Raw genomic sequence first — 21,422 nt, forward strand, 5'->3', positions numbered from 1 at the left:
TCATCACTGAATTTATCGATCTGCAAGACATGTGCCGACAGGAAAACAGCGGCGGCGCGAGCGCCGCCGCTGTTTTGAACAGGGGCCGTGATCACTTCATCGGGCATTTGTCGTGGAAGCGATCCTGGTCGTCCTTGACGATGGTGGCAATGGTCTTGAGCGAGAGGGTGCCGTCGGCATCCTTCATCACGTTCTGCAGATAGAAATTCTGCACCGGGATGTGGTTGTTGCCGTATTTGAAGGGACCGCGCAGCGACTTGAAATCCGCCTTCTCCATCTCCGCCTTCATCGCGTCCTTTTTGCTGGTGTCGCCCTTGACCGCCACCACGGCGCTATTGATCAATTGCGCGGCATCATAGGCCTGCGCGCCGTAATAGGTCGGGCGCAGCCCGGGATACTTCTTGCGGTAATCCTCGACGAACTTCTTGTTCTGCTCGTTCGGCAGATCGTTGACCCATTCCTGCGCGCCGGGAACGCCGACCGCATTGTCCTTCTGCAGCGGCAGCGACAATTCGTCGATGGTGAAAGCGGTGTAGAGCGGGATCTGCTCCTTGATGCCGGCCTGCACATATTGATTGAGGAACTGGACGCCGGCAGCCCCGGGATAGAACACGAAGATCGATTCCGCCTTCGAGTTGCGCGCCTTGGTGAGCTCGGCCGAGAAGTCGAGCTGGCTCGGCCACACCGTGTATTCCTCGCCCAGCACCGCGCCCTTGAAAGTGCTCTTCACACCGGCCAGCATGTCCTTGCCGGCGGCGTAGTTCGGGCCGATCAGGAACACCGACTTGACGCCCCGTTGATTCATGTAGAGGCCCATCGCCGCCGGGGTCTGGTCGTTTTGCCAGGAGGTCGAAAACACGTAAGGCGAGCACAATTCGCCGGCGAGCTGCGACGGTCCGGCGTTGGCGCTAATCAGGAAGGTCTGCGAATCGACCGCGGTCTTGAGCGAAGCCAAAAGCACGTTCGACCAGATGTAACCGGCGATGAAGTCCACCTTGTCGGATTGCACCAATTTCTCGGTCTTCTGCTTGCCGACATCAGGCTTCTGCTGGTCATCCTCGTAGATCACCTCGACCGGCTTGCCGCCCATTTTGCGGCCGAGATGATCGAGCGCCAGTTCGAAGGAGTTGCGCATGTCGTTGCCGATAACGGCGGTCGGCCCGCTGAACGTGGAAACAAACCCGATCTTGATCGTGTCCCCCGCCAAGGCAGGATTTGCCAGGGCGAGAGCCGTCGCGCCCGCAAGCCAGAATGCTGTTCTCATATCCCGTTCCCTCCTCATTTTTTATCCCGCCAGCAAAACGAATTGTCCCGTCCTGGAGCGCTCTGCGTCCCCTTTCGCAGGCCCCCTCCCCCAGAAGTGACTTATTTTGTGCGCGAAATCTCCGGTCGGCAGCAAGCACGAACCGCCTGCTCCCGCTTAGAACCTTCGGCCCATGCCCTAGCGGCCATGCACCATAGTTCGCGGCCGATGTGGATGGCAAGAATTATAGTGCAGAATCGTTTCGGGCGCCGTCCGTCAGATCAGATACTCGGCCCCGTCGATGACGTACGACGCGTGGCGGAAGTCGCGGATGGTTGCGACCTTGTCGGCCGACCACTGCAGCAGCATGAAATATTTCGGCCCCGAACCCGGGTCGCCCGGATCGAACACCAGGATGGCGGCATGGCCTTCGACCAGCCCGGGCACCAAATGCCAATCCTTGACCTTCGAATAATTTCCGAAATATCTGGAAACCTCGGCCTTGCCGCTCAACCGGGTCCTGTTGACGAGGTCGAGCCGCACATCGTCAGCGATCATGGTGCGGATGGCGTCGAAATCCCGCGCGTTGAAACGCTCGACATAGACGCCAAGCCGATCACGGTCCGCTTCCGACAATTCCGGACGCGGCCAATCGTCGGGCTCGCTTGCCAGTTCGCGGAGCCGAGCCCGCCCGCGGTGCAGCGCCGCCTTCACCGCGGGCAGGCTGCAATCCATCACCTCGCAGACTTCCGTTAACGAATAGCCGAGCACGTCCGTCAGAACCACGCTGGAGCGCTGGGCGACCGGAAGGCGCATGAAGGTGCGCAGACTTGCGCTTGCGATCTGACGGCTGGTGATGGTATCGGCCGGGTCGGCGATCATCTCCACCTCCTCGCCCGCATGGAGGGCTTCCTGTCGGTTACGACGGCGCAGAAAATCCAGCGCGGCATTGTGCGCGATCTTGAACAGCCAGCCCTCGGGATTGCCGATGTCGCCGGCCGACGCCAACGACACCACCGCCTTGAGCAGCGCATCCTGCAGCACATCCTCGCCGTCGATCACCGAACCGACCATGCGGGCGCAATATCGATGCAGCTTCGGCCGCATCCCGACGATCAACCGATCAATAGCCGCCGCCGATGCTTCGGAGACCGGCTTCATGTTGCCTCGCACAATTCCAAATCCAAGGTCTATGGCTCGCTCAGCATGCGATAATTGCCGACGATTGTAACACCTCCCGCCAGCGGCGGCTCGGCACAACGTTCGCGAATCCCGCTCTGGAATGTCTTGAAGGCAGCCAGATTCGGAATCGCACTTGAACCGTCAGCGGCGTCGGTCTCGACGAAATGAATGAAGCTGTTGTCGTCAAGCCGCAGCGAAAGATAGCGCACGCCATCCGGCCGCGCGGATTTCAATTCCTCAAATACCGCCGCAATCAGCTCTGCGTTCTTGTCGGCCATATCGGGCCTGGTTTTGTACCTGATCAAGGTCCGTTTCATCGTTCACTCCATGGCAGGGTTCGCAAACTGAGATCGTCGCATCTCGCGCCCATAGACGCTCGGGGCCCCCCAAAGGATTCGGCCGAAAAAATTATTTCTAGGACTGTCTTCTTTGCCGCCTGCCTGACGTCAATCCGCTGACGATACGCTTCGGCTATCGGGCGATTGGGAATCCGGGCTTGGACCGAAGCGGATTAGCGCCTACTAATCACACGGAGGCAGAATTCCGACCGGGAGGTCGCCGTCCATGACGACAGAGCAGCCGCCACAGTCCAAGACGCATCGCGTGGTAATCGTCGGCGCCGGCTTCGGCGGGCTGGAATGCGCGCATCGGCTGGCCGGTGCGCCGGTCTCGATCACGCTGGTCGACCGCCGCAATCATCATCTGTTCCAGCCGCTGTTGTATCAGGTCGCGACCGCTTCGCTGGCAACTTCGGAGATCGCCTGGCCGATCCGCTATCTCATGCGCGACCGCCGCGAGGTGACTACGCTGTTCGCCAACGTGAACGGCGTCAACGCGCAGAGTAAGCGCGTGCTGCTCGATGATGGCGATACCCTGCCCTATGACACCCTGATCCTCGCCACCGGTGCGCGCCACGCCTATTTTGGCCATGACGAATGGGAGCCGTTCGCGCCGGGCCTGAAGACACTCGAGGATGCGACCACGCTCCGGCGTCGAATCCTGGTCGCCTTCGAGCGTGCCGAGCGCGAGACCGATCCGGAGCGGCGCGAAGCGCTGCTTACCTTCGTCATCATCGGCGCTGGGCCAACCGGCGTCGAACTCGCCGGCACCATCGCCGACCTGGCAAAAGACACGCTGGCGCCGGATTTCCGCAACATCGACACCCGCAAGGCGCGCGTGGTGCTGATCGAGGCAGGGCCGCGGGTGCTCGCAGGCTTTCCCGACGATCTCTCGGCTTACGCGCAAGCCTCGCTGGAAAGCCTCGGCGTCGAGGTGAGGGTCGGGCAACCCGTCACCGAATGCTCGGCCGACGGCGTGGTCTACGGCGACAACAAGCTCGAGGCCAGAACCATCATCTGGGCCGCCGGCGTGCGCGCCTCACGGGCCGCGGAATGGCTTAACGCCCCCGCCGATCGCGCCCATCGCTTGGAGGTTCTGCCAGACCTTACCGTGCCCGGTCATCCCGACATCTTTGCCATCGGCGACACCGTAACGATCGCCGGCCCCGACGGCAGACCGGTGCCCGGCATCGCACCGGCAGCGAAACAGCAGGGGCGCTATGCCGCGGCAACCATCAAGGCGCGGCTGAACGGCGGCACGCTGCCGCCATTCCGCTACAAGCATGCCGGCAGCCTGGCGCAGATTGGCAAGCGGCTCGCAGTGATCGACTTCGGACGCATCAAATTGCGCGGCACGATCGCATGGTGGATATGGGGCATCGCCCACATCTATTTCCTGATCGGGCTGCGCAACCGGCTCAGCGTCGCCCTCAGCTGGCTGTGGATACACGCCCGCGACCAGCGCGCGGCGCGGCTGATTACCCAGGGCAGCAGCAAGGTGGTGCGTTGAATTTGGTTCTCACTTGACCAGCGAACACCCGCCGTCGGCGATCGGCCGGAACGCCCGATCGGCCGGAATCGTCGAAACCAGCCGGTAGTAGTCGTAGGGATATTTCGACTCTTCCGGCTTCTTGACCTCGAACAGATACATCGGATGGATCACGCGGCCGTCCTGACGGATCGTGACGTCGCCGAACAATTTGTCCTTGCCGCTGAATTTCTTCATCTGCGGAACGACGTCCCTGGCATGGTCGCTGCCGGTCGCGGCCACCGCGTTGAGGTACGCCAGCGTCGAGGCATAGACGCCGGCCTGATTGCCGCTCGGCATCTTGCCATTCATGCCCGGCCGCGCACTAAAACGCCTGGCGAAGGCGCGGGTGTCGTCGTTCATATCCCAGTAGAAAGCTTCCAGAAGCTGCAATCCTTGCGCGACCTTCAGCCCCATTCCGTGCACGTCGTTGATGAACAGCAGGAAGGCGACCAGGCTCTGCCCACCCGACTTGATGCCGAACTCGCCGGCCTGCTTGACCGCGTTGATGGTGTCGCCGCCGGCATTGGCAAGGCCGATGACCCCGGCCTTCGAATTCTGTGCCTGCAGCAGCAGCGAGGCGAAATCGGAGGTGCCGAGCGGATGCCTGGCTGAGCCCAGCACCTTGCCGCCGTGCTTCTCGATATAGTTGGTGGCCTCGGCCTCGATGCCCTGGCCGAGCGCGTAATTCACCGTGAGAAAAAACCAGTCGGTGCCGCCGCGCGCCATCATCGCCGCCGCCGTGGTGTTGCCGGTGGCCCAGGCATCGTTGACCCACTGGATGGTGTTCGGCGAGCAAGCCTTTCCGGTCAGGTCCGAGCTTGCGGTTGAAGAGGCGAGGAACGTCATCGGCGAATCGCGCAGCAGCGCGTTGATGGTGAGGCCTACCGCCGAATTCGGTACATCGACCACCGCGTCAACCTTGTCGATGTCGAGCCATTTGCGCACGATCGCCGCGCCGACGTCAGCCTTGTTCTGGTGATCGGCGTAGACAATCTCGACCTTGATGTTCTTGCCCCCGCCGTTGAAATCCTCCGCCGCCATCCGCGCGGCTTCCACCGAGCCCATGCCGTTGGTGTCCTGGAAGATGCCGGAGATATCGTTGAGCACGCCGACACGGACCACATTGTCGGAAATCTCGGCCTGGGCCGGACCCCATGCGGCGCACGACAGCGCCAGCGCCAGACCAAACCTTGGACCCCTCATCGTCGCCCTCCCTGTTGTTCTGTTGTTTCTTCTTTTTCGTTACAGTCTGGGTATCCTATCTCTTCGACAGAAGCATCGCCTTCAGGCATCTCCAGGGACGTTTGGCGCGAGGCGAGATCTGGCGTGCTCGCCCGGCAAGGGCGCCTTGCAGCAGCGATACGGTATTGCTCATAAATTAGGCAAGTTCGATGGGCGCGGTCTCGCTTGCGCAGCCCAATTGGCGCTCTGAAAAGCCTCCAAGGATCTGATCTTTCATCCCTATTTTCAGAATAGGATATCGTCACGCCGATGTACACAATGGCACACCGCTTGCTTCGTTGAGTATGGATTTCCGCCTTCCCGGAGTGCAGTGAGTCATGGCGAACCGACCCTTCCTCTGCTGGATTCGAAAGGCGCCCTTGCCGCATTTGCCGATTGAACTCGTCTCCGATCGGAGCCGCGCGTGACCGAAACCGTCGCTGCAATTGTCGCCGCGCATCGCGCAGGCCAGCTGTCGCCTGCGCAAACCGTCGCGCGAAGTTTTCAGCGGATTCGCGATCACAACGATCCGGCCATCTTCATCAGCCTGCGCGACGAGGCGGACGCGGTGGCGGAAGCCGAAGCCTTGATCGCGAAGGATGCCGCACTGCTTCCGCTGTACGGGATTCCGGTCGCGGTGAAGGACAATATCGACGTCGCCGGATTGCCCACCACGGCCGCCTGTCCGGCTTATGCCTACATGCCGTCGCTCGACGCCACGTCGGTGGCGCGGCTGCGCGCCGCCGGCGCCATCATGATCGGCAAGACCAACCTCGATCAGTTCGCCACCGGCCTGGTCGGCGTGCGCTCGCCCTATGGCATCCCCAACAATCCGATGCGCGGCGATCTGATTCCGGGCGGATCGAGTTCAGGCTCGGCGGTGGCCGTGTCGGCCGGGCTGGTGCCGCTGGCGCTTGGCACCGACACCGCCGGAAGCGGCCGGGTGCCGGCGATGCTCAACAACATCGTCGGGCTGAAACCGAGCCTTGGGCTGGTTTCCACCGCCGGCGTCGTGCCGGCGTGCCGGACGCTCGATTGCGTCTCGGTGTTCTCGCTCACCGTCGACGACGCGATGACGGTGCTGAGAGCGATGGCCGGCCCCGATGGCGCCGATCCGTTCTCGCGCAACCGGGAGCTGGCGGGGGTTTCCGCATTTCCCGCCAATCTGCGGCTGGGCGTGCCGCGCGACGGCCAGTTGATCTTTTTCGGCGACAAGGCCTCGGAAGCCGCCTATGGCGCGGCGCTCAAGCGCTGGACCGCACTCGGCGCCACGCTGGTCGGATTCGATCTCGAGCCGTTCTATGAAACCGCGCGGCTGCTCTATGACGGGCCGTGGGTGGCGGAACGCTATCTGGTCATCCGCAATCTGTTGGCGTCATCGCCGGACGCGATCCATCCGGTCACGCGTGAGATAGCCGCCGGCGGAGCACGGCTCACCGCCGCCGACACCTTCGCGGCGCTGTACCGGCTGCAGGCACTGCGCCGCATCGCCGAACGGGCCTTTGCCAATATCGATGCGCTGGTGCTGCCGACGGCGCCGACCGTGTACTCGACGGCGCAGGTGCTCGCCAATCCGATCGAGCTCAACTCCAGGCTCGGAACCTACACCAATTTCGTCAACCTGCTTGACCTCTGCGGCCTCGCCGTGCCGGCGGCGATCCGGCCGGACGATATTCCGTTCGGCATCACGCTGCTGGCGCCGGCCGGCCAGGACGCGCGGCTCGCCAGCATCGGCCGTGTCTTTCAGGCCGACACCAAACTGACGCTCGGCGCCGGATGCGTGCCACAGCCGCAGCTCGCGGATCTTTCGGCGAGCCTGAGCGAAGACGAAATCGCGATCGCCGTGGTCGGCGCGCACCTTTCGGGAATGGCGCTGAACGGCGAATTGAAAACGCTGGGCGGACGATTGCTGGAGGCAACGGCCACCGCTCCCGACTACCGGCTTTATGCGCTGGACACCACGCCGCCGAAACCCGGCATGCTGCGGGTGGCGGCGGCAACCGGCGCATCGATCGAGCTGGAGATCTGGGCGCTGGCGGCCGCTTCATTCGGAAAATTCGTCGCCGCCATCCCGCCGCCGCTGTCGATCGGCACCGTGCGCCTCGCCGACGGCCGCGGCGTCAAGGGCTTCATCGTCGAAGCCGCCGATGTCGACGGCGCGCGCGAGATTTCCGCGTTCGGCGGCTGGCGCGCCTTTGTGGCGGAAGCCGCGGCGGGGTGAGTACGTCGTTGCGAGCCAACGGGTCGCGCGAATGCGCGCCCGATGACGGGCTCCGCGAAGCAATCCATCGCGACAACAAAGCTGGATTGCTTCGTCGCTTCGCTCCTCGCAATGACGGCATGACGTCACCGCCCTCGCGCGCTTGACCTACACCGAGACCGCGTAGATCTCGTATTCGTCGCGCACCAGTTCGATATGCGCGCGCATCGCCGCGGCCGCGCCGGTCTTGTCGCCGCGCAGGATCGCCACCACGACGCGGTCGTGCTCGGCGTGCGATTTCGCCAGCCGCCCGAGATTGCGGAACTGGGCGCGGCGGAACGGTTGCACCCGCACCCGCGTCGCCAGCGTGATCTCGGCGATATAGTCGTTCTGGGAGCCGGCATAGATCGTGTTGTGAAAGCGTTCATTGACCTCGTGAAACCGGTCGGGATTGCCGGCATGGCTCAGCACCCGCAATTCCTCGTGAACCGCTTCCAGCCGGTGCCGGTCCGTCGGCGTCATTCGTTCCGCGGCAAGGCCGGCGCACAGCGCCTCCAGCTCCGCCATGGCCTCGAACATCCCGGTCAGCCGCTCGATCGAGGGCTGCGCCACCACTGCGCCACGATGCGCCCGCGCCTCCACCAGGCCCGACGCGACGAGCTGGCGCAGCGCCTCGCGCACCGGCGTGCGCGATACGCTGAAACGTCGCGCAATGTCGGTTTCGTCAAGGGCTGCTCCCGGCGGCAGCGCGCCGCGCACGATTTCATCCGCCAATTGCAGGCGCAGTTCCTCGGCGCGCGTGATCTTGTCCGGATAGGGCGCGGCGCGGTCGACGCGGCGAACCACCGTCTTTGTCTCCTGGGCGGGTGCCAGCGGAACGCCGGTCGGAAGATCGTCCAGACTCATGTCTTTTGATCCGTCTTTTTATCCGCGGGATCGTCGACGATGCTGACATGCGCGGCGACGATTTTCCAGCCCTCCGGAAACCGCACCCATGTCTGCATCTGCCGCCCCACTTTGCCCGGCGCGGAGTCGCGATAAAACAGCGTCGAGGCCACGGCGGCGTCGCGGCCATAGGCCGTGATCACGGTCTTGGCGGTCCGCCGCATCAGCCCTGCCGGCGAGCGCGCAGCGCGAAACGCCATGATGGCGTCATAGCCGTAGAGATTTTCACCGATGCCGTAGCGCAGCGTGCGGGAATCGGCGCGGAACAGCTGGTCGAGAACGGCGACGTCGTTCGTCACCAGCGCCTTCTCATAGCGCGCGAATTGCTCGGTCACCTCGGCCAGCACGTCGGGAAGATCGACCTGCATGGCTAAATTCCCCTCGGCCGTGGCGCCGCAACCACGCCGGCGCGCTCCAGCGCATAGGCTACGCGCAGCGCGATATCTTCCCGCCAGGGCGCGGCAATGATCTGCACGCCGATCGGCATCGGCTCGAGCGGCACCGGCACCGCGACCACCGGAAGTCCGATGAACGAAATCGGCTGGGTGTGAATGCCGATATTGGCGCGCACCGGCAGTTCGACGCCGTCGAGCACGAAGGTTGCCTGCCCCAGTTTCGGCGCGACGCAGGGCGTTGCCGGCGCAATGATGACATCGACCGACTTGAACAGTTCCAGCACCTGGGTGCGGTACCAGCGGCGGAATTTTTGCGCCTTATCGACCATCGGTGCTGGAATCATCGCTCCCGCCAGCAGCCGGTCGCGCACGGCCGGATCGAAGTCGTTCGGCCGTTGGCGCAGGCGATCGAGGTGCAGCGACGCGCCTTCGCAGGTGGAAATGACATAGGCCGCGGCGCGGGCGCGCGCGGCTTCGGGAATTTCGACCGTTCGGGTCACGCCGAGCGCCTTGGCGATGCGGGCGACCGCCTCGATCGCTTCCGGGAAGACGTTCTTCTGGAAGTAACCACCGGCAACCGCAATCCGGACATCGCCGATACCCTGCGCCAGCGACGGCAAGACCGGCTCGGCCGGCCGTGTCGTGCAGGCGGCGTCGTCCGGGTCAGGCCCCTGCATCGCATCATAGGCCAGCGCAAGATCGCCGACACTGCGCGCAAACGGGCCGAGATGATCGAAGCTGGAGACGAACGGAAACGACCTCGCACGCGAAAGGCGGCCGTAAGTCGGCTTCAGTCCGAAAATTCCGCAAAACGACGACGGCACCCGGATCGAGCCGTTGGTATCCGACCCCAGCGCCAGCGGCACCAGGCCGCCGCCGACCGCGCTGCCGGAGCCGCCCGACGAGCCACCGGTCATCCGCGTCACGTCGTGCGGGTTGCGGGATGGCCCGTCGTGGATATTTTCGCCGGTGAAGTCATAGGCGTATTCGCCCATATTGAGCGCGCCGACCAGCACTGCGCCGGCCGCCTCCAGACGCTCGATCAGCGTGGCGTCGCGCGGCGACGGCGAACGATCGCGGTTGATCTTCGACCCGGCGCGGGTCGGCAGGCCCTGCACGTCGAACAGGTTCTTCACCGCGAACGGCACACCGGCAAGCGGCCCGGCATTGTTCCCGGCCGCGATGGCGGCATCGATCGCGCGTGCCTTGGCGCGCGCGCGATCGGCGGTGACGTCGGTGAATGAATTCAGGACCGGATCGCTTTTCGCGATCCGCGCCAGCGCGGCGTCGGTCACGCTGAGCGCCGACAGTTGTCGGCCTTTCACGGCCAGCGAGATTTCGAAGGCCGAAAGCCCGTCGCGGTCGGCGGTTGCGGCGATATCAGGCTGCAAAGACACTGGCCGGCTCGGTTTCGTCGGGTAGCGCGAACTCATCCACCAGCCGCGCCAGCTTCAGCGACACCTCGAGATTGGCACGCACCGCCGGCTTCCAGGCGTCCTCGACCGGCAGGCCCAGGATTTTCGAGGCGGCGTCGATATATTCGTCAAGCGGATCAACAGCCATTGTTCTTCCAGCGCTCAGTACTCTTGGTTTGAGCATGATCTCCACGCAAACGCCACGCGTTTGTCGCGAAGCAAAACCGGTTACCATTTTTCCGGATCATGCTCTAGTGAACCGGCAACGGCGGATGCGGAATCGCCGTCAGCAGTTCCCTTGTATAGGCATCCTGCGGATCGCCCAAGACCCGTTCGGAAGGCCCTTGCTCGACGATTCGCCCGGTTCGCATCACAATGACACGATCGCACAATAGCCGCACCACATTCAAATCATGCGAAACGAACAGATAGCTCATCCCCAAGGATTGCTTGAGGTCCTGCAGCAAATTCAGCACCACCGCCTGTACTGAGACATCGAGCGCGGCGGTCGGCTCGTCGAGGATTACAAGCTTGGGATGCAGCGCAATCGCGCGCGCGATACCGACGCGCGCCTTCTGGCCGCCGGACAATTGATGCGGGAAACGATCGAGCAGATTGACCGGCAGGCCGACCAGACCTGCCAGCTCCTCGCAGCGGGCGCGCAACGCGTCGCGTCCCTTGATGCCGCCAAGCTGCATGATCGGATCAGCGATCGCGCGCGCGGCGGTGAAGCGTGGATTGAGGCTGTCGGTCGGATCCTGAAACACCATCTGGATGCTCTTGCGCTGCGGCAGCCGCGCGAAGGCATTGGGCAATATGCCGCCGATCTCGTCGCCGTCGAACATAATGCGGCCCGAGGTCTGGTCCAATAGCCGCATCACCATCATCGAGGTGGTGGACTTGCCGCAACCGGATTCGCCGACCAGGCCGACGCTCTCGCCATGTCCGACGGCAAAGCTGATGCCGTCAACCGCGCGGAACAGTTCCGGCTCGGCTGGAGGCTTGCGCGAGAACAGTTTGGCCAGCGTCGCGGTGGCGCCCTGCCGCGGATATTCCTTGACGAGCTTTTCGATCAGAAGCAGCGGCTTTGCGTTGCCGTCGCCTGCAGATTTCTTCTCCCTCTCCCCGCTTGCGGGGTCGAGACGAGCGGAGCTCGCTCTCAGAGGGTTGGGGTGAGGGGCTATCTCGGCATGCCCGGTTCGCGGAGAGTCCCCCTCACCCGGATTGCTGCGCAATCCGGCCTCTCCCCGCACGCGGGGCGAGGTGGACATCCCCTCCTCCTCCGGAAGCAGGTCGCGCAACGAGACGCCGAGCCGGGGCGTCGCGCGCATCAGCTTCCTGGTATAGGCGTGCTCCGGCCTGGCAAAGATATTGGCGGACAGCGCGGTCTCGACCACGCGGCCCTTTTCCATCACCACGACGCGGTCGCAATAGGCCGCGGCCAATCCGAGATCGTGGGTGATCAGGATCGTCGACATGCTCCGGCGCTTGGTCAGTTCGACGACCAGGTCCATCACGGCCTTCTGCGTCGTGACATCGAGGCCAGTGGTCGGCTCGTCGGCGATCAGAAGCTGCGGATTGCAGGCCAGTGCCAGCGCGATCACCACACGCTGGCACATGCCGCCCGACAGTTCGAACGGATAGGCATGATAACGCTCGCGGGGACGCGCGATCTTGACCTGCTCCAGCGCCGCGATCGCCCGGTCGGTCACTTGGGCGCGATCGACCTGCACATGCTGCAACAGCACGTCCTCGATCTGGTGGCCGATCTTGCGGATCGGATTGAGCGCCAGCCGCGGGCTCTGGAAGATCATCGACATTTCGCGGCCGCGCAGGTCGCGCATCTGGTCCTCGGTCGCGGCCTTGACGTCGACGCCGGAGAACATCACCGAGCCTTCGGCGATCTTGCCGGCGCGGTCGAGAATCCGCATCACCGCGTAGGATGTGACCGATTTGCCGGAGCCGGACTCGCCGACAATGCCGAGCGTCTCGCCCTTGGCCACGGCGATATTGACGTGCTGCACCGCCTTGACGATGCCCCGCCGGGTGGCGAATTCCACGGTGAGATCGCTGACGTCAAGGAGCGGCGGTGCCGTCATGCCAGATCCATTTGTTTGAGCATGATCTTTTCGGAAGACCGGTTCCCACTTTTCCGGATCATGCTCATGTCCTCCGCTGCGGATCGACCAGATCGCGCAATCCGTCGCCCAGCAGATTGAAGCAGAACACCGCGATCATCAGCGCGCCGCCCGGGAAGAATGCCACCCACCACTCGCCGGAGATGATGTTGGTCGCGCCTTCGGCGACCATGATGCCCCACTCCGGCGTCGGCGGCTTGACGCCGAGGCCGATGAACGACAAGCCGGCCGCGTTCAGGATGGCGTACCCCATGGTCAGAGATATCTGCACCATCATGATCGGCATGATGTTAGGCAGGATGTGCACCAGCAAGATCCGAATGTCGCCGTTACCGGACAATCGCGCCGCCTGCACGAAGCCGGCCTCGCGCCGGACATTGGCTTCGGCGCGCGCGACGCGGACATAAAGCGGAAAATTGATGATCGCGGTGGCGATCACGATGTTGGTCACGGTATTGCCGAGTGCTGCGACAATACCCATCGCCAGCACGAACAGCGGAAACGCCATGATGGTGTCGGAGACGCGTCCGACGATGCGGTCGGTCCAGCCGCCGAAGAAGCCGGCGGCTATTCCGGCAAGTCCGCCCATCACCAGCACCAGCGCCACCGAGGCGATGGCGATGGTGAAGTCGAGGCGGGTTGCGGCCAGCACGCGGCTGAAAATGTCGCGTCCCAACAGATCGGTGCCGAACCAGTGGTGCAGCGATGGCGACTGCAACGTCGCGGATGTATCGCTGGCCAGCGGATCGTAGGGCACGATGTAAGGGCCGAACAGGGCACACAGCGCGATCAGGACGAACAGTCCGAAGGACAATCCGGTGACCGGATTGTCCGCCACCACATAGACCGCATGGCGGAAAATGGAGTTGGTGGGAGGCTTGGGTTGCGCCTCGGTCATCGGCGGCGCCGTCAGACTGGCTTCGGTCATGCCTCGAGCCTCACGCGCGGATCGATCACGCCGTAGAGCATGTCGATCAGGAGATTGAGCGCCACGTACAGCACCGCCATGGTCAAGACGAAACCTTGCACCGGCGCGAAGTCCGATTGCAGCAACGCTTCCACCGCATAGGAGCCGATGCCCGGCCAGGCGAATACCTTCTCCACCAGCACATTGGCGCCGAGCAGGAACGAGAACACCATGCCCAGCGTCGTCACCACCGGCAGCATCGCGTTGCGAAACGCATAAGTGAGGATCACCGTGCGGCCATTGAGGCCGCTGGCGCGCGCGGTTCGTATGAACTCGGACGCCAGCACCGCCAGCATCGAGGCGCGGGTCATGCGCGTGATCGGCGCCAGCGAGAACACCGCCAGCGTCACCGCCGGCAGAATCAGCTGGCTGAGCGAGGCGCGGAACGACTCGAAATTTCCGGTGATCAGGCTGTCGATCAGATAGAAGCCGGTGATGTCGGGCGGCGCCGTGGCGAAGGCATCGAGCCGGCCGATCGGCGCGGGCGACCAGCCAAGCTTGAAGTAGAAGATGTAGACCAGCAGCAGGCCGGTGAAGAATACCGGAAGCGAAACGCCGGCGGTGGCGATGATCCGGCACAAATGATCGATAAAGGAGCCCTGCTTGACCGCGGCGAAGATCCCGAGCGGCACCGCGATGACGATCGCGAGCAATAGTCCGGACAGCGTGAGTTCCGCCGACGCCGGCAGGCGGCTGGAAATTTCGGTCGCCACCGGACGTCCGGTGGACAGCGAATTGCCGAAATTGCCGTGGGCGAGATCGTTGACATAGCGGGCGAACTGGTCGGGCAGCGACCGGTCGAGCCCAAGCGATTTTCGGATTTCGGCGATCGATTGCGGAGTGGCGGCGGGTCCGGCGAAATAAACCGCGGGGTCGCCCGGCAACACGCGGGTGAGCAGAAAAGTGACGATCACGACACCGATCAAGGTCGGAATGACGGTCAACAGCCGCTTCAGGATCATCAACATGGTCTTCTAGCCCCAGAATTTTCGGAAGCCGCGTTGAGAAATGGTCCGGATATGGCGGTCGCGCAGCCCTGCTGTCGCGGTCCGCCTCACGCTTTGACGATCGAGCGGTAGTCGAGTTGACGGTGGAACCAGTAAACGTAGCCCGAGATGTTCTTCTGGGTGGCGACGTTCAGGAGAGGCTGAAACAGCGGAATCCGCGGGACGTCGTTGTAGGCCTTCGAGATGAACCCCTCGACGTCCTTGGCATATTTCTCCTTGTCGCCGATGGCCGCGGCGGCGCGCGCACCGTCGATCATGACGTCCATGTCGGGGTTCACGTAGCTTGAGGTGTTGAAGATGGCGTTCTGGCCGGAATAGCACCAGAAAAAGAAGTACTCGGGATAGTCGAGCCAGCCGGAGAAGAAGTTGACCATCAGCGGCATCGACTTCTTGGCCATCTCGCTGCGCCAGTTGGCGCCCGGAATCTTGTTGATCGCGGTCTTGATGCCGATCTGGGCCAGGCTCTCCTGCACCAGCACCGCAATCGGTTCACATATATCGCCGGCGCCGAGGTCAAAGGAAACAGTCGTGTCGATATCCGACGCACCGCTTTCGGCCATCAGCGCCTTGGCTTTGGCCATGTCGTTGACGTAGCCGGTCTTGGCCGGCCATGCGATATCGGTAACGCTGTTCGACGGCCCCCCGAACAGCGGATTGGCGAGACCGAACATCGCCGCATCCATGATCTTCTGATAGGGCAGCGCGTAAGCCACCGCCTGCCGGACTTTTGGGTTGTCGAACGGCGGATTCTTCACGTTCAACTCGACGGAGTACATGCCGTTGCCGATCGGGTTGGAGATGATGACGAGCTTGCTCTCCTTCTTCATCTCCGAGGTGTCCTTGCTCGAGAGATCGAACGAGATGTCGGCATCGCCGCGTTCCATCAAGGCGCGGCGATTGCCCTGCGAGGGAACGGTGCGCCAGATGATTTTCTTGAGCTGGGGCAGCTTGCCGCCGACCCAGTCGTCGTGGCGCTCATAAACCACTTCGACGCCAGGCTTCCAGCTCGTCACCTTGTAGGCGCCGCTGCCGGCGGTGTTGCTCTTGGTGTAATCGAGCGCCCACGGATCCTTTTCCGTGGCCTTCTTCTTCAACAGCTCGGAATTGTAGATGCTGGGCACGATCACCGCGAGATCGGGGATGGTCAGGCGGTCCTTCTTGGCGAAATCGATACGGACGGTGTTGTCGTCAACGAGAACGAACTGTTCCTTGTCGACCAGCGAGCCGGCCTTCATCTGCACCGTGGGAAAGCCGCCGACCGTCACCGAGCGATCCAGCGACCATTTGACATCCTTGGCGGTGACCGGCGTGCCGTCGTGGAATTTCGCGTTCTTCTTCAGTTTGAAGGTGACCGACATGTCGCCGATGTTCATGTCTTCGGCGAGTTCGGGTTTGAACTTGTCGCGATCGTAAGACAGCGTGCCGTCGGGCAGGGTCTTGGTTTCATGGCTGATCAGCCGGTCGTAGCAATTCCACGACGTCTCGTAGCCGGGACGGTTGGTGCCAACGCCATGGATATCGAGATTATTGGGACCGCCCTCCGTGACGACCAGCAGGGTCTCCGAGCGGCCGTCAGCCTTGGCGGAGGACCAGATCGCGGGGGCCGGCACCACGGCGCCGGCGGCGATGCCGGAGACGGATTTGAGGAAATCGCGGCGCTTCATCTGACGCTCCAACGCACGAGGGAATCGGCCTTTGCAGCAGCGTCGCAAGGTTCGTGCCATTTCTTAACGGATTCCTACTCAGGCGCTAAGCCTCTGATTCAGCTCTGGATATCGATCCTTAGGCAGCCAATCCGGGCAACTAAACGCAAAAATTCATTGCATACAAAGGGAAGCCGATGCCTATTTGATGAGCAGATATTTTAGCCGCTTTTTCCTTGCGCGATCCCGCCGGCGGAATGGCCATTGAATGGGGCGAAGACGGGCGCGCAGCGAGCACGATGGACCCGGTTCGCGCGGATCTCCTGCAGCAAAGCCTCCGCCAGATTCCGTTGAACCTTTTTTTCCAGCCATCGACATCTTCAAAGGGGGGCAAGTTGCCTGTGTACAGCCGCGCCTATCTTTCGCGGACCGTAGCAATCGTCGTTGCGCTGCTTTTGACAGCGGTCACGACGAACGCTTTGGCGCGGGAATTTCGCGCCGCCGATACCCAGAGCGAGGATTATCCGACCGTCCAGGCGTTGCGCTATATGGGCCAACTGATCGAGGAAAAGAGCGGCGGCCGGCTGAAGATCGTCGTGTTTCATTCGCGCCAGCTCGGCGAGGAAAAGGAGACCATCGAGCAGACCCGCGCCGGCGCCATCGATCTCAACCGCACCAACGTCGCGCTGATCGGGACCTTCGTGCCGGCGATGAATGTGCTGGCGATGCCGTTTCTGTTTCGCTCCATCGAGCATTTGCAGAAGGTGCTGGACGGCCCGATCGGCAACGAGATCCTGGGCAGCTTCGAGTCCTTTGGATTCGTCGGCCTGGCATTCTACGACTCCGGCGCCCGCTCGATCTACAACAGCGTCAGACCGATCCGCTCGATCGCCGATATCAAGGGTTTGCGGCTTCGTGTGCAGCAATCCGAATTGATGTCGGACATGATCAAGGCACTCGGCGCGGAGCCGATCGAGCTGCCCTATGGACAGGTTCGCACCGGGCTCGCGACAAAGCTGATCGACGGCGCGGAGAACAACTGGCCGTCCTTTGTCACCACCGACCATTACAAATATGCCGGCTTCTACACCCTCACCGAACACACGATGAGCCCGGAAGTGGTCGTCATGTCGCGGAAAGCCTGGGAGAGCCTGTCGCCCGAGGACCGGAAGATATTTCGCGAGGCCGCGCTTCAATCGAGCCGGTTCATGCGCGAGAGATGGAAGGATCTTGAGGAGCGATCGCGCCGGCAGGCGGAGGCTGCTGGCGTGACGATCGTGACCGACTTCGACCGCAGGCCTTTCGAAGCGGCGATGACGGCAATTTACGCGAAAGTGCAACGTGATCCTTCGGCCGCGGAGCTGATCGAACGGATTCGCAAGGTGGACTGAATTTGGTCTTTGGAACCAGCCAACACGACGAAGCTGCGGAACGGCGGGCGAGCCTTGCCACGCGGGGCCATTCGCGCATCGTCGGACTGGTCCGCGCGGTGCCTATCCGCTGGCGCATCCTGTCGATTGCGGCGCTGAACTCGGCGGTCGTCGTGGTGCTGGTCGCGCTGATATGGAACGGCGTGCAGGTGCTCGGTTCGGCCTGGGACGACGTGCGGCAGGTGCGGGAGTCCGACAAGGTGCTGGCGCGGCTGGAGACCGAGACCAGCCGCCTGCAGAACCTGATCCATCGCTACATCAATCAGCCGAACCCGGAATTATTCGCCGAGATATCGCATCTTCGCGAGGTCGTTCTCGGAACCCTCACCACGCGCGCCTCGACCGACCCGATGTTGTCGGGGTCGGTGCAGCAGCTTGAGCACGTCACCGAGCGCTTCCTCAACGGCTTCAGCGAATTGCGCCGCGTCCAGGCGACAATTTCGAAAACCTACGAGGACGATATCCTGACCCCGGCCAGGGACATGGCCGGCCTCTATTCGATCATCGAGGGCGCGACGGGACACCGCGATGCCCTGATCTGGCCGTCGCTTGGAAAATCCCGCGAGGCGTTTACCGCGATGCTGGTCGCCGCCAACGCCTATTATCTTTCGCTGGCCAGCGCTTCGGCCGAGGAAGCCCGCCGTAACACCGAGACGATCGAAAGGACGATTCCGGTGATGAGCGACCTCGCCGATAACGATCTGCAGCGGATGGCGCTGCAGCGATTGAACGCGCGGACGACGGCGCTGCGGGACGGCCTTCTCAAGCTGTCGGAGCAGTTGGCCAACCGAACCGAATTGTTGCGCAACACGATCGATGCCAGCCAGGCGGAAGCCAGCAGCGCCATAGATGAATTGTCGGTCAAGATGCGCCAGCGCGAGCAAAAAGCGCAGGAGACGTTCGACCAGACGCTGGCCGACATCTCTCGCAAGGTGCTGTCGATCGCCGTGATCTTTCTCGGCATCATCATCACCGCGGGTGTCCTGATCGCACTCTCGATCCGGCTGCCCTTGCATCAGATCATGGCGGCGATGCAGGCGATCACCTCGGGCGACTACAATCGGCGCGTACAGGGAACGGGCGCCAACGATGAGATCGGCGAGATGGCGCGCGCGGTGGAAGTGTTCCGCGAAAACGCCATCGCCAAGCGCGAGACCGAAGACGAGTTGCGCGCTTCGAAGGAGAAGGCGGAGAGCGCGCTGCTCGAACTGAACGCCGCCCAGCAAAATCTGATCGATGCCGAACGCCTGGCGGCGCTCGGCGGCCTGGTCGCCGGCGTCGCCCATGAGGTGAACAACCCGATCGGCATCAGCCTGACGGTTGCCTCCAGTTTTGCGCGCCGCGCCGAGGTGTTCGAGGCCGAGTTGAAATCCGACACGGGGCTGCGCCGATCGCAGCTGGAGGATTTCGTCCGGACCTCGCGCGATGCCGCCCAGCAGTTGGTGGGAAATCTGCATCGCGCCGGCGAGCTTATTCAATCCTTCAAACAGGTCGCGGTGGACCGCTCGCATGCGGAGCGCCGGCAATTCAACCTGAGCGAGGCGACCGACCAGATCGTCGCCAGCCTGCGGCCGGCCCTGAAGAAGGCGTCGATCACCCTGTCGGTCGAGGTACCGGACAGCCTGGTCATCGACGGCTACCCGGGCTCCTACGGCCAGATTTTGACCAATCTGTTCCTCAACGCCGCCAATCATGCGTTTGCCGACGGACGGTCCGGGGCGATCACGATTTCAGCCAAGGCCCGCGGCAATGACGACGTCGAGATCATTTTTGCCGACAATGGGGCCGGAATGACGCCGGACGTGCAGCGGCAGGCCTTCGACCCGTTCTTTACGACGCGCCGCAACGAGGGCGGCACCGGGTTAGGCCTGCACATCGTCTATAATCTTGTCACCCAGCAGCTCGGCGGCCGGATGATGCTGGATTCAAGACTGGGACAAGGCACCACATTTCGCATTATCATGCCGAGGGCCGCCAAAGGCGGCCCCGCAACCGAAGACCAAGCTCGCGACGGGACCCCTTCATGGCCGAACAGGACGATGTCCTCCATCTGATCGACGATACCGGCACCGCGCCGGAGGCATCGACCGCGCGCAAATGGAAGGTCGCGGTCATCGACGACGACCAGGCCGTGCATGAAGGCACTAGGTTTGCGCTGAGCGACTACAGTCTCAATGGGCAGGGGCTGGAAATCCTCTCGGCCTATTCGGCCGCCGAGGGGCGGGATCTGATGCGCGCTCATCCCGACGTCGCCGCCGTGCTGCTCGACGTCATCATGGAAACCGACGCCGCGGGGCTCGATCTCGTCGAATACATCCGAAATGAGATCAAGAACGAGACCGTTCGCATCATCCTTCGCACCGGACAGCCCGGACAGGCGCCGGAACGCCGCGTGATCGTCCAGTACGACATCAACGACTACAAGGCGAAGACCGAGCTGACGGCCGACAAGCTGTTTACCTCGCTGACCGCGGCGTTACGCAGCTATCAGCAGCTCGAGCGCATGGTTCAAACCCGGCGCGGGCTTGAAATCATCATCGATGCCGCCTCGACCCTGTATGATTTCAAATCGATGCAGCGCCTGGCTGAGGGCGTGCTGACGCAAATCGCGTCGCTGCTCAATGTCGATTGCGCCGGCATTCTGGTGCTGCGCGACGGCGGCGTGGTCAGCGATGATTTTTCCGTGCTTGCCGGTTCCGGCTGCTATAGCCGCTTCACCGGCGTCGCCGGTTCCAAATCGCTCGATCCCGACCTGCGGTCGATGGTCGAAGCCGCCTTCAGGCGGCGCAAGCATGAATTTGTCGATCACCGCACCGTTCTCTACGTTCGCACCGGCAGCGGACGGGAAGTCGTGGTGCTGCTGCAGGCCGAGCGCCAATTATCCGAAACCGACCGGTCACTGGTCGAGATTTTCGGCAGCCGGCTTTCGATCGCTTTCGACAATGTCATTCTCTATCAGCAGCTGCACGAGGCCAACACCCAGCTCGAGGACCGCGTCGCCCAGCGCACCCGCGCGCTGATGCAGGCCAACCGCAGGCTGTCGGCGCAGTGGCTGCGGCTGCAGCGCGCCAACGGTTTCAAGAACGAGATCCTCGGCACCGTCGCCCACGATCTGAAGAATCCGCTCGGCGTGATCCTCGGCCGCACCGAAATGCTCACCGAACTGATCGCCGCGGGCTCTTCCAGGGAGAGCGTGACGGCACAGGTCGAACATATCCGCGACGCCACCAAGCGTTTGACGCTGATGGTCGACCATCTGATTTCGGACGCCATGGCCGATGCCTTCGACATCACCATCCGCCGCGAACCGGTCGATATCGCGGCCCTGGTCAGCGAAGTCGCCGATGCCAATCAGCCTTTGGCCGTCAACAAGCAGCAGACCATCACGGTTTCGGCGCCGCCGAATTTTGTCACGATGTGCGACACCGACCGGATGCGGGAAGCGATCGACAATCTCGTCAGCAATGCCATCAAATACAGCCCGATCGGCGGCAAGATCGCGGTGCTGGTAAACCATGAGAAGAACAACACCGTCATCCGCATCGCCGACCAGGGCGCCGGCCTTTCGCCCGAGGACCTTAGCCGGTTGTTCGGCCGCTTTCAGCGACTTTCAGCCAAACCCACCGCCGGCGAAAGCTCGACCGGCCTGGGCTTGTCGATCGTCAAGCGCATCATCGACATGCACGGCGGCGAGGTGACCGCCGAGAGCGCCGGGCCCGGACAGGGGTCTACCTTTACCATCAAATTGCCGGCGACAGACGAATGAT

The 21,422-nt window shown here is 63.0% G+C and carries 17 protein-coding genes; 5 read left to right on the forward strand and 12 right to left on the reverse strand.

Annotated features, from left to right (window positions below; all coding sequences use genetic code 11):
* Positions 1-91 precede the first annotated feature (91 nt).
* From E8A46_RS21520 to E8A46_RS21530, 3 genes are all read right to left on the reverse strand, one after another.
* On the reverse strand, positions 92-1,264 hold the full coding sequence (locus E8A46_RS21520; protein WP_291565610.1) for an ABC transporter substrate-binding protein: 1,173 nt from the start codon (positions 1,262-1,264) through the stop codon (positions 92-94).
* A 255-nt stretch (positions 1,265-1,519) separates the two neighbouring features.
* Positions 1,520-2,404, reverse strand: coding sequence for a sigma-70 family RNA polymerase sigma factor (locus E8A46_RS21525; protein ID WP_291565612.1), 885 nt, complete (start codon positions 2,402-2,404; stop codon positions 1,520-1,522).
* 29 nt (positions 2,405-2,433) lie between these two features.
* On the reverse strand, positions 2,434-2,742 hold the full coding sequence (locus tag E8A46_RS21530) for a hypothetical protein (protein WP_291565614.1): 309 nt from the start codon (positions 2,740-2,742) through the stop codon (positions 2,434-2,436).
* 247 nt (positions 2,743-2,989) lie between these two features.
* On the opposite strand from E8A46_RS21530, the gene E8A46_RS21535 reads away from it, so the two are divergent.
* Entirely contained in the window at positions 2,990-4,273 is a 1,284-nt protein-coding gene (locus tag E8A46_RS21535) for an NAD(P)/FAD-dependent oxidoreductase (RefSeq protein WP_291565617.1), read from the forward strand.
* 9 nt (positions 4,274-4,282) lie between these two features.
* Here E8A46_RS21535 and E8A46_RS21540 read toward each other — a convergent pair whose 3' ends face one another.
* A complete protein-coding gene (locus tag E8A46_RS21540) occupies positions 4,283-5,497 on the reverse strand; it encodes an ABC transporter substrate-binding protein (protein WP_291565619.1) in 1,215 nt (404 codons plus the stop codon).
* A gap of 442 nt (positions 5,498-5,939) precedes the next feature.
* On the opposite strand from E8A46_RS21540, the gene atzF reads away from it, so the two are divergent.
* Positions 5,940-7,736, forward strand: a complete 1,797-nt coding sequence (gene atzF, locus E8A46_RS21545; protein ID WP_291565622.1) for an allophanate hydrolase — start codon at positions 5,940-5,942, stop codon at positions 7,734-7,736.
* A gap of 147 nt (positions 7,737-7,883) precedes the next feature.
* On the opposite strand, the gene E8A46_RS21550 is transcribed toward atzF, so the two are convergent.
* From E8A46_RS21550 to E8A46_RS21585, 8 genes are all read right to left on the reverse strand, one after another.
* Positions 7,884-8,621 carry a GntR family transcriptional regulator gene (locus E8A46_RS21550; RefSeq protein ID WP_291565625.1) on the reverse strand — a complete coding sequence of 246 codons (738 nt, stop codon included), beginning with the start codon at positions 8,619-8,621 and terminating at the stop codon, positions 7,884-7,886.
* A complete protein-coding gene (hpxZ, locus tag E8A46_RS21555; RefSeq protein ID WP_291565628.1) occupies positions 8,618-9,028 on the reverse strand; it encodes an oxalurate catabolism protein HpxZ in 411 nt (136 codons plus the stop codon). Before hpxZ ends, E8A46_RS21550 begins: the two co-directional genes overlap by 4 nt.
* A gap of 2 nt (positions 9,029-9,030) precedes the next feature.
* Entirely contained in the window at positions 9,031-10,488 is a 1,458-nt protein-coding gene (locus E8A46_RS21560; RefSeq protein WP_291565632.1) for an AtzE family amidohydrolase, read from the reverse strand.
* Positions 10,436-10,618 (reverse strand): DUF4089 domain-containing protein, encoded by a 183-nt coding sequence (locus E8A46_RS21565; RefSeq protein ID WP_291565634.1) that lies wholly within the window; start codon positions 10,616-10,618, stop codon positions 10,436-10,438. Before E8A46_RS21565 ends, E8A46_RS21560 begins: the two co-directional genes overlap by 53 nt.
* Before the next feature lie 103 nt (positions 10,619-10,721).
* Positions 10,722-12,569 carry an ABC transporter ATP-binding protein gene (locus tag E8A46_RS21570; protein WP_291565635.1) on the reverse strand — a complete coding sequence of 616 codons (1,848 nt, stop codon included), beginning with the start codon at positions 12,567-12,569 and terminating at the stop codon, positions 10,722-10,724.
* 64 nt (positions 12,570-12,633) lie between these two features.
* Positions 12,634-13,506, reverse strand: coding sequence for an ABC transporter permease (locus E8A46_RS21575; protein ID WP_291565674.1), 873 nt, complete (start codon positions 13,504-13,506; stop codon positions 12,634-12,636).
* Positions 13,507-13,532: 26 nt separating this feature from the next.
* The gene (locus E8A46_RS21580) at positions 13,533-14,543 is read right to left on the reverse strand and encodes an ABC transporter permease (protein ID WP_291565637.1); all 1,011 of its coding nucleotides are present in this window, start codon (positions 14,541-14,543) and stop codon (positions 13,533-13,535) included.
* 86 nt (positions 14,544-14,629) lie between these two features.
* On the reverse strand, positions 14,630-16,246 hold the full coding sequence (locus tag E8A46_RS21585) for an ABC transporter substrate-binding protein (protein ID WP_291565639.1): 1,617 nt from the start codon (positions 16,244-16,246) through the stop codon (positions 14,630-14,632).
* A gap of 374 nt (positions 16,247-16,620) precedes the next feature.
* On the opposite strand from E8A46_RS21585, the gene E8A46_RS21590 reads away from it, so the two are divergent.
* From E8A46_RS21590 to E8A46_RS21600, 3 genes are all read left to right on the forward strand, one after another.
* On the forward strand, positions 16,621-17,616 hold the full coding sequence (locus E8A46_RS21590) for a TRAP transporter substrate-binding protein (protein ID WP_291565641.1): 996 nt from the start codon (positions 16,621-16,623) through the stop codon (positions 17,614-17,616).
* Between the two features lie 98 nt (positions 17,617-17,714).
* Positions 17,715-19,709, forward strand: coding sequence for an ATP-binding protein (locus E8A46_RS21595; protein WP_291565676.1), 1,995 nt, complete (start codon positions 17,715-17,717; stop codon positions 19,707-19,709).
* Positions 19,679-21,421, forward strand: coding sequence for a DUF3369 domain-containing protein (locus E8A46_RS21600; RefSeq protein ID WP_291565643.1), 1,743 nt, complete (start codon positions 19,679-19,681; stop codon positions 21,419-21,421). Before E8A46_RS21595 ends, E8A46_RS21600 begins: the two co-directional genes overlap by 31 nt.
* Position 21,422 lies beyond the last annotated feature (1 nt).

The organism is Bradyrhizobium sp. (genome assembly GCF_004799445.1).
In the GTDB taxonomy this organism is placed as follows: domain Bacteria; phylum Pseudomonadota; class Alphaproteobacteria; order Rhizobiales; family Xanthobacteraceae; genus Bradyrhizobium.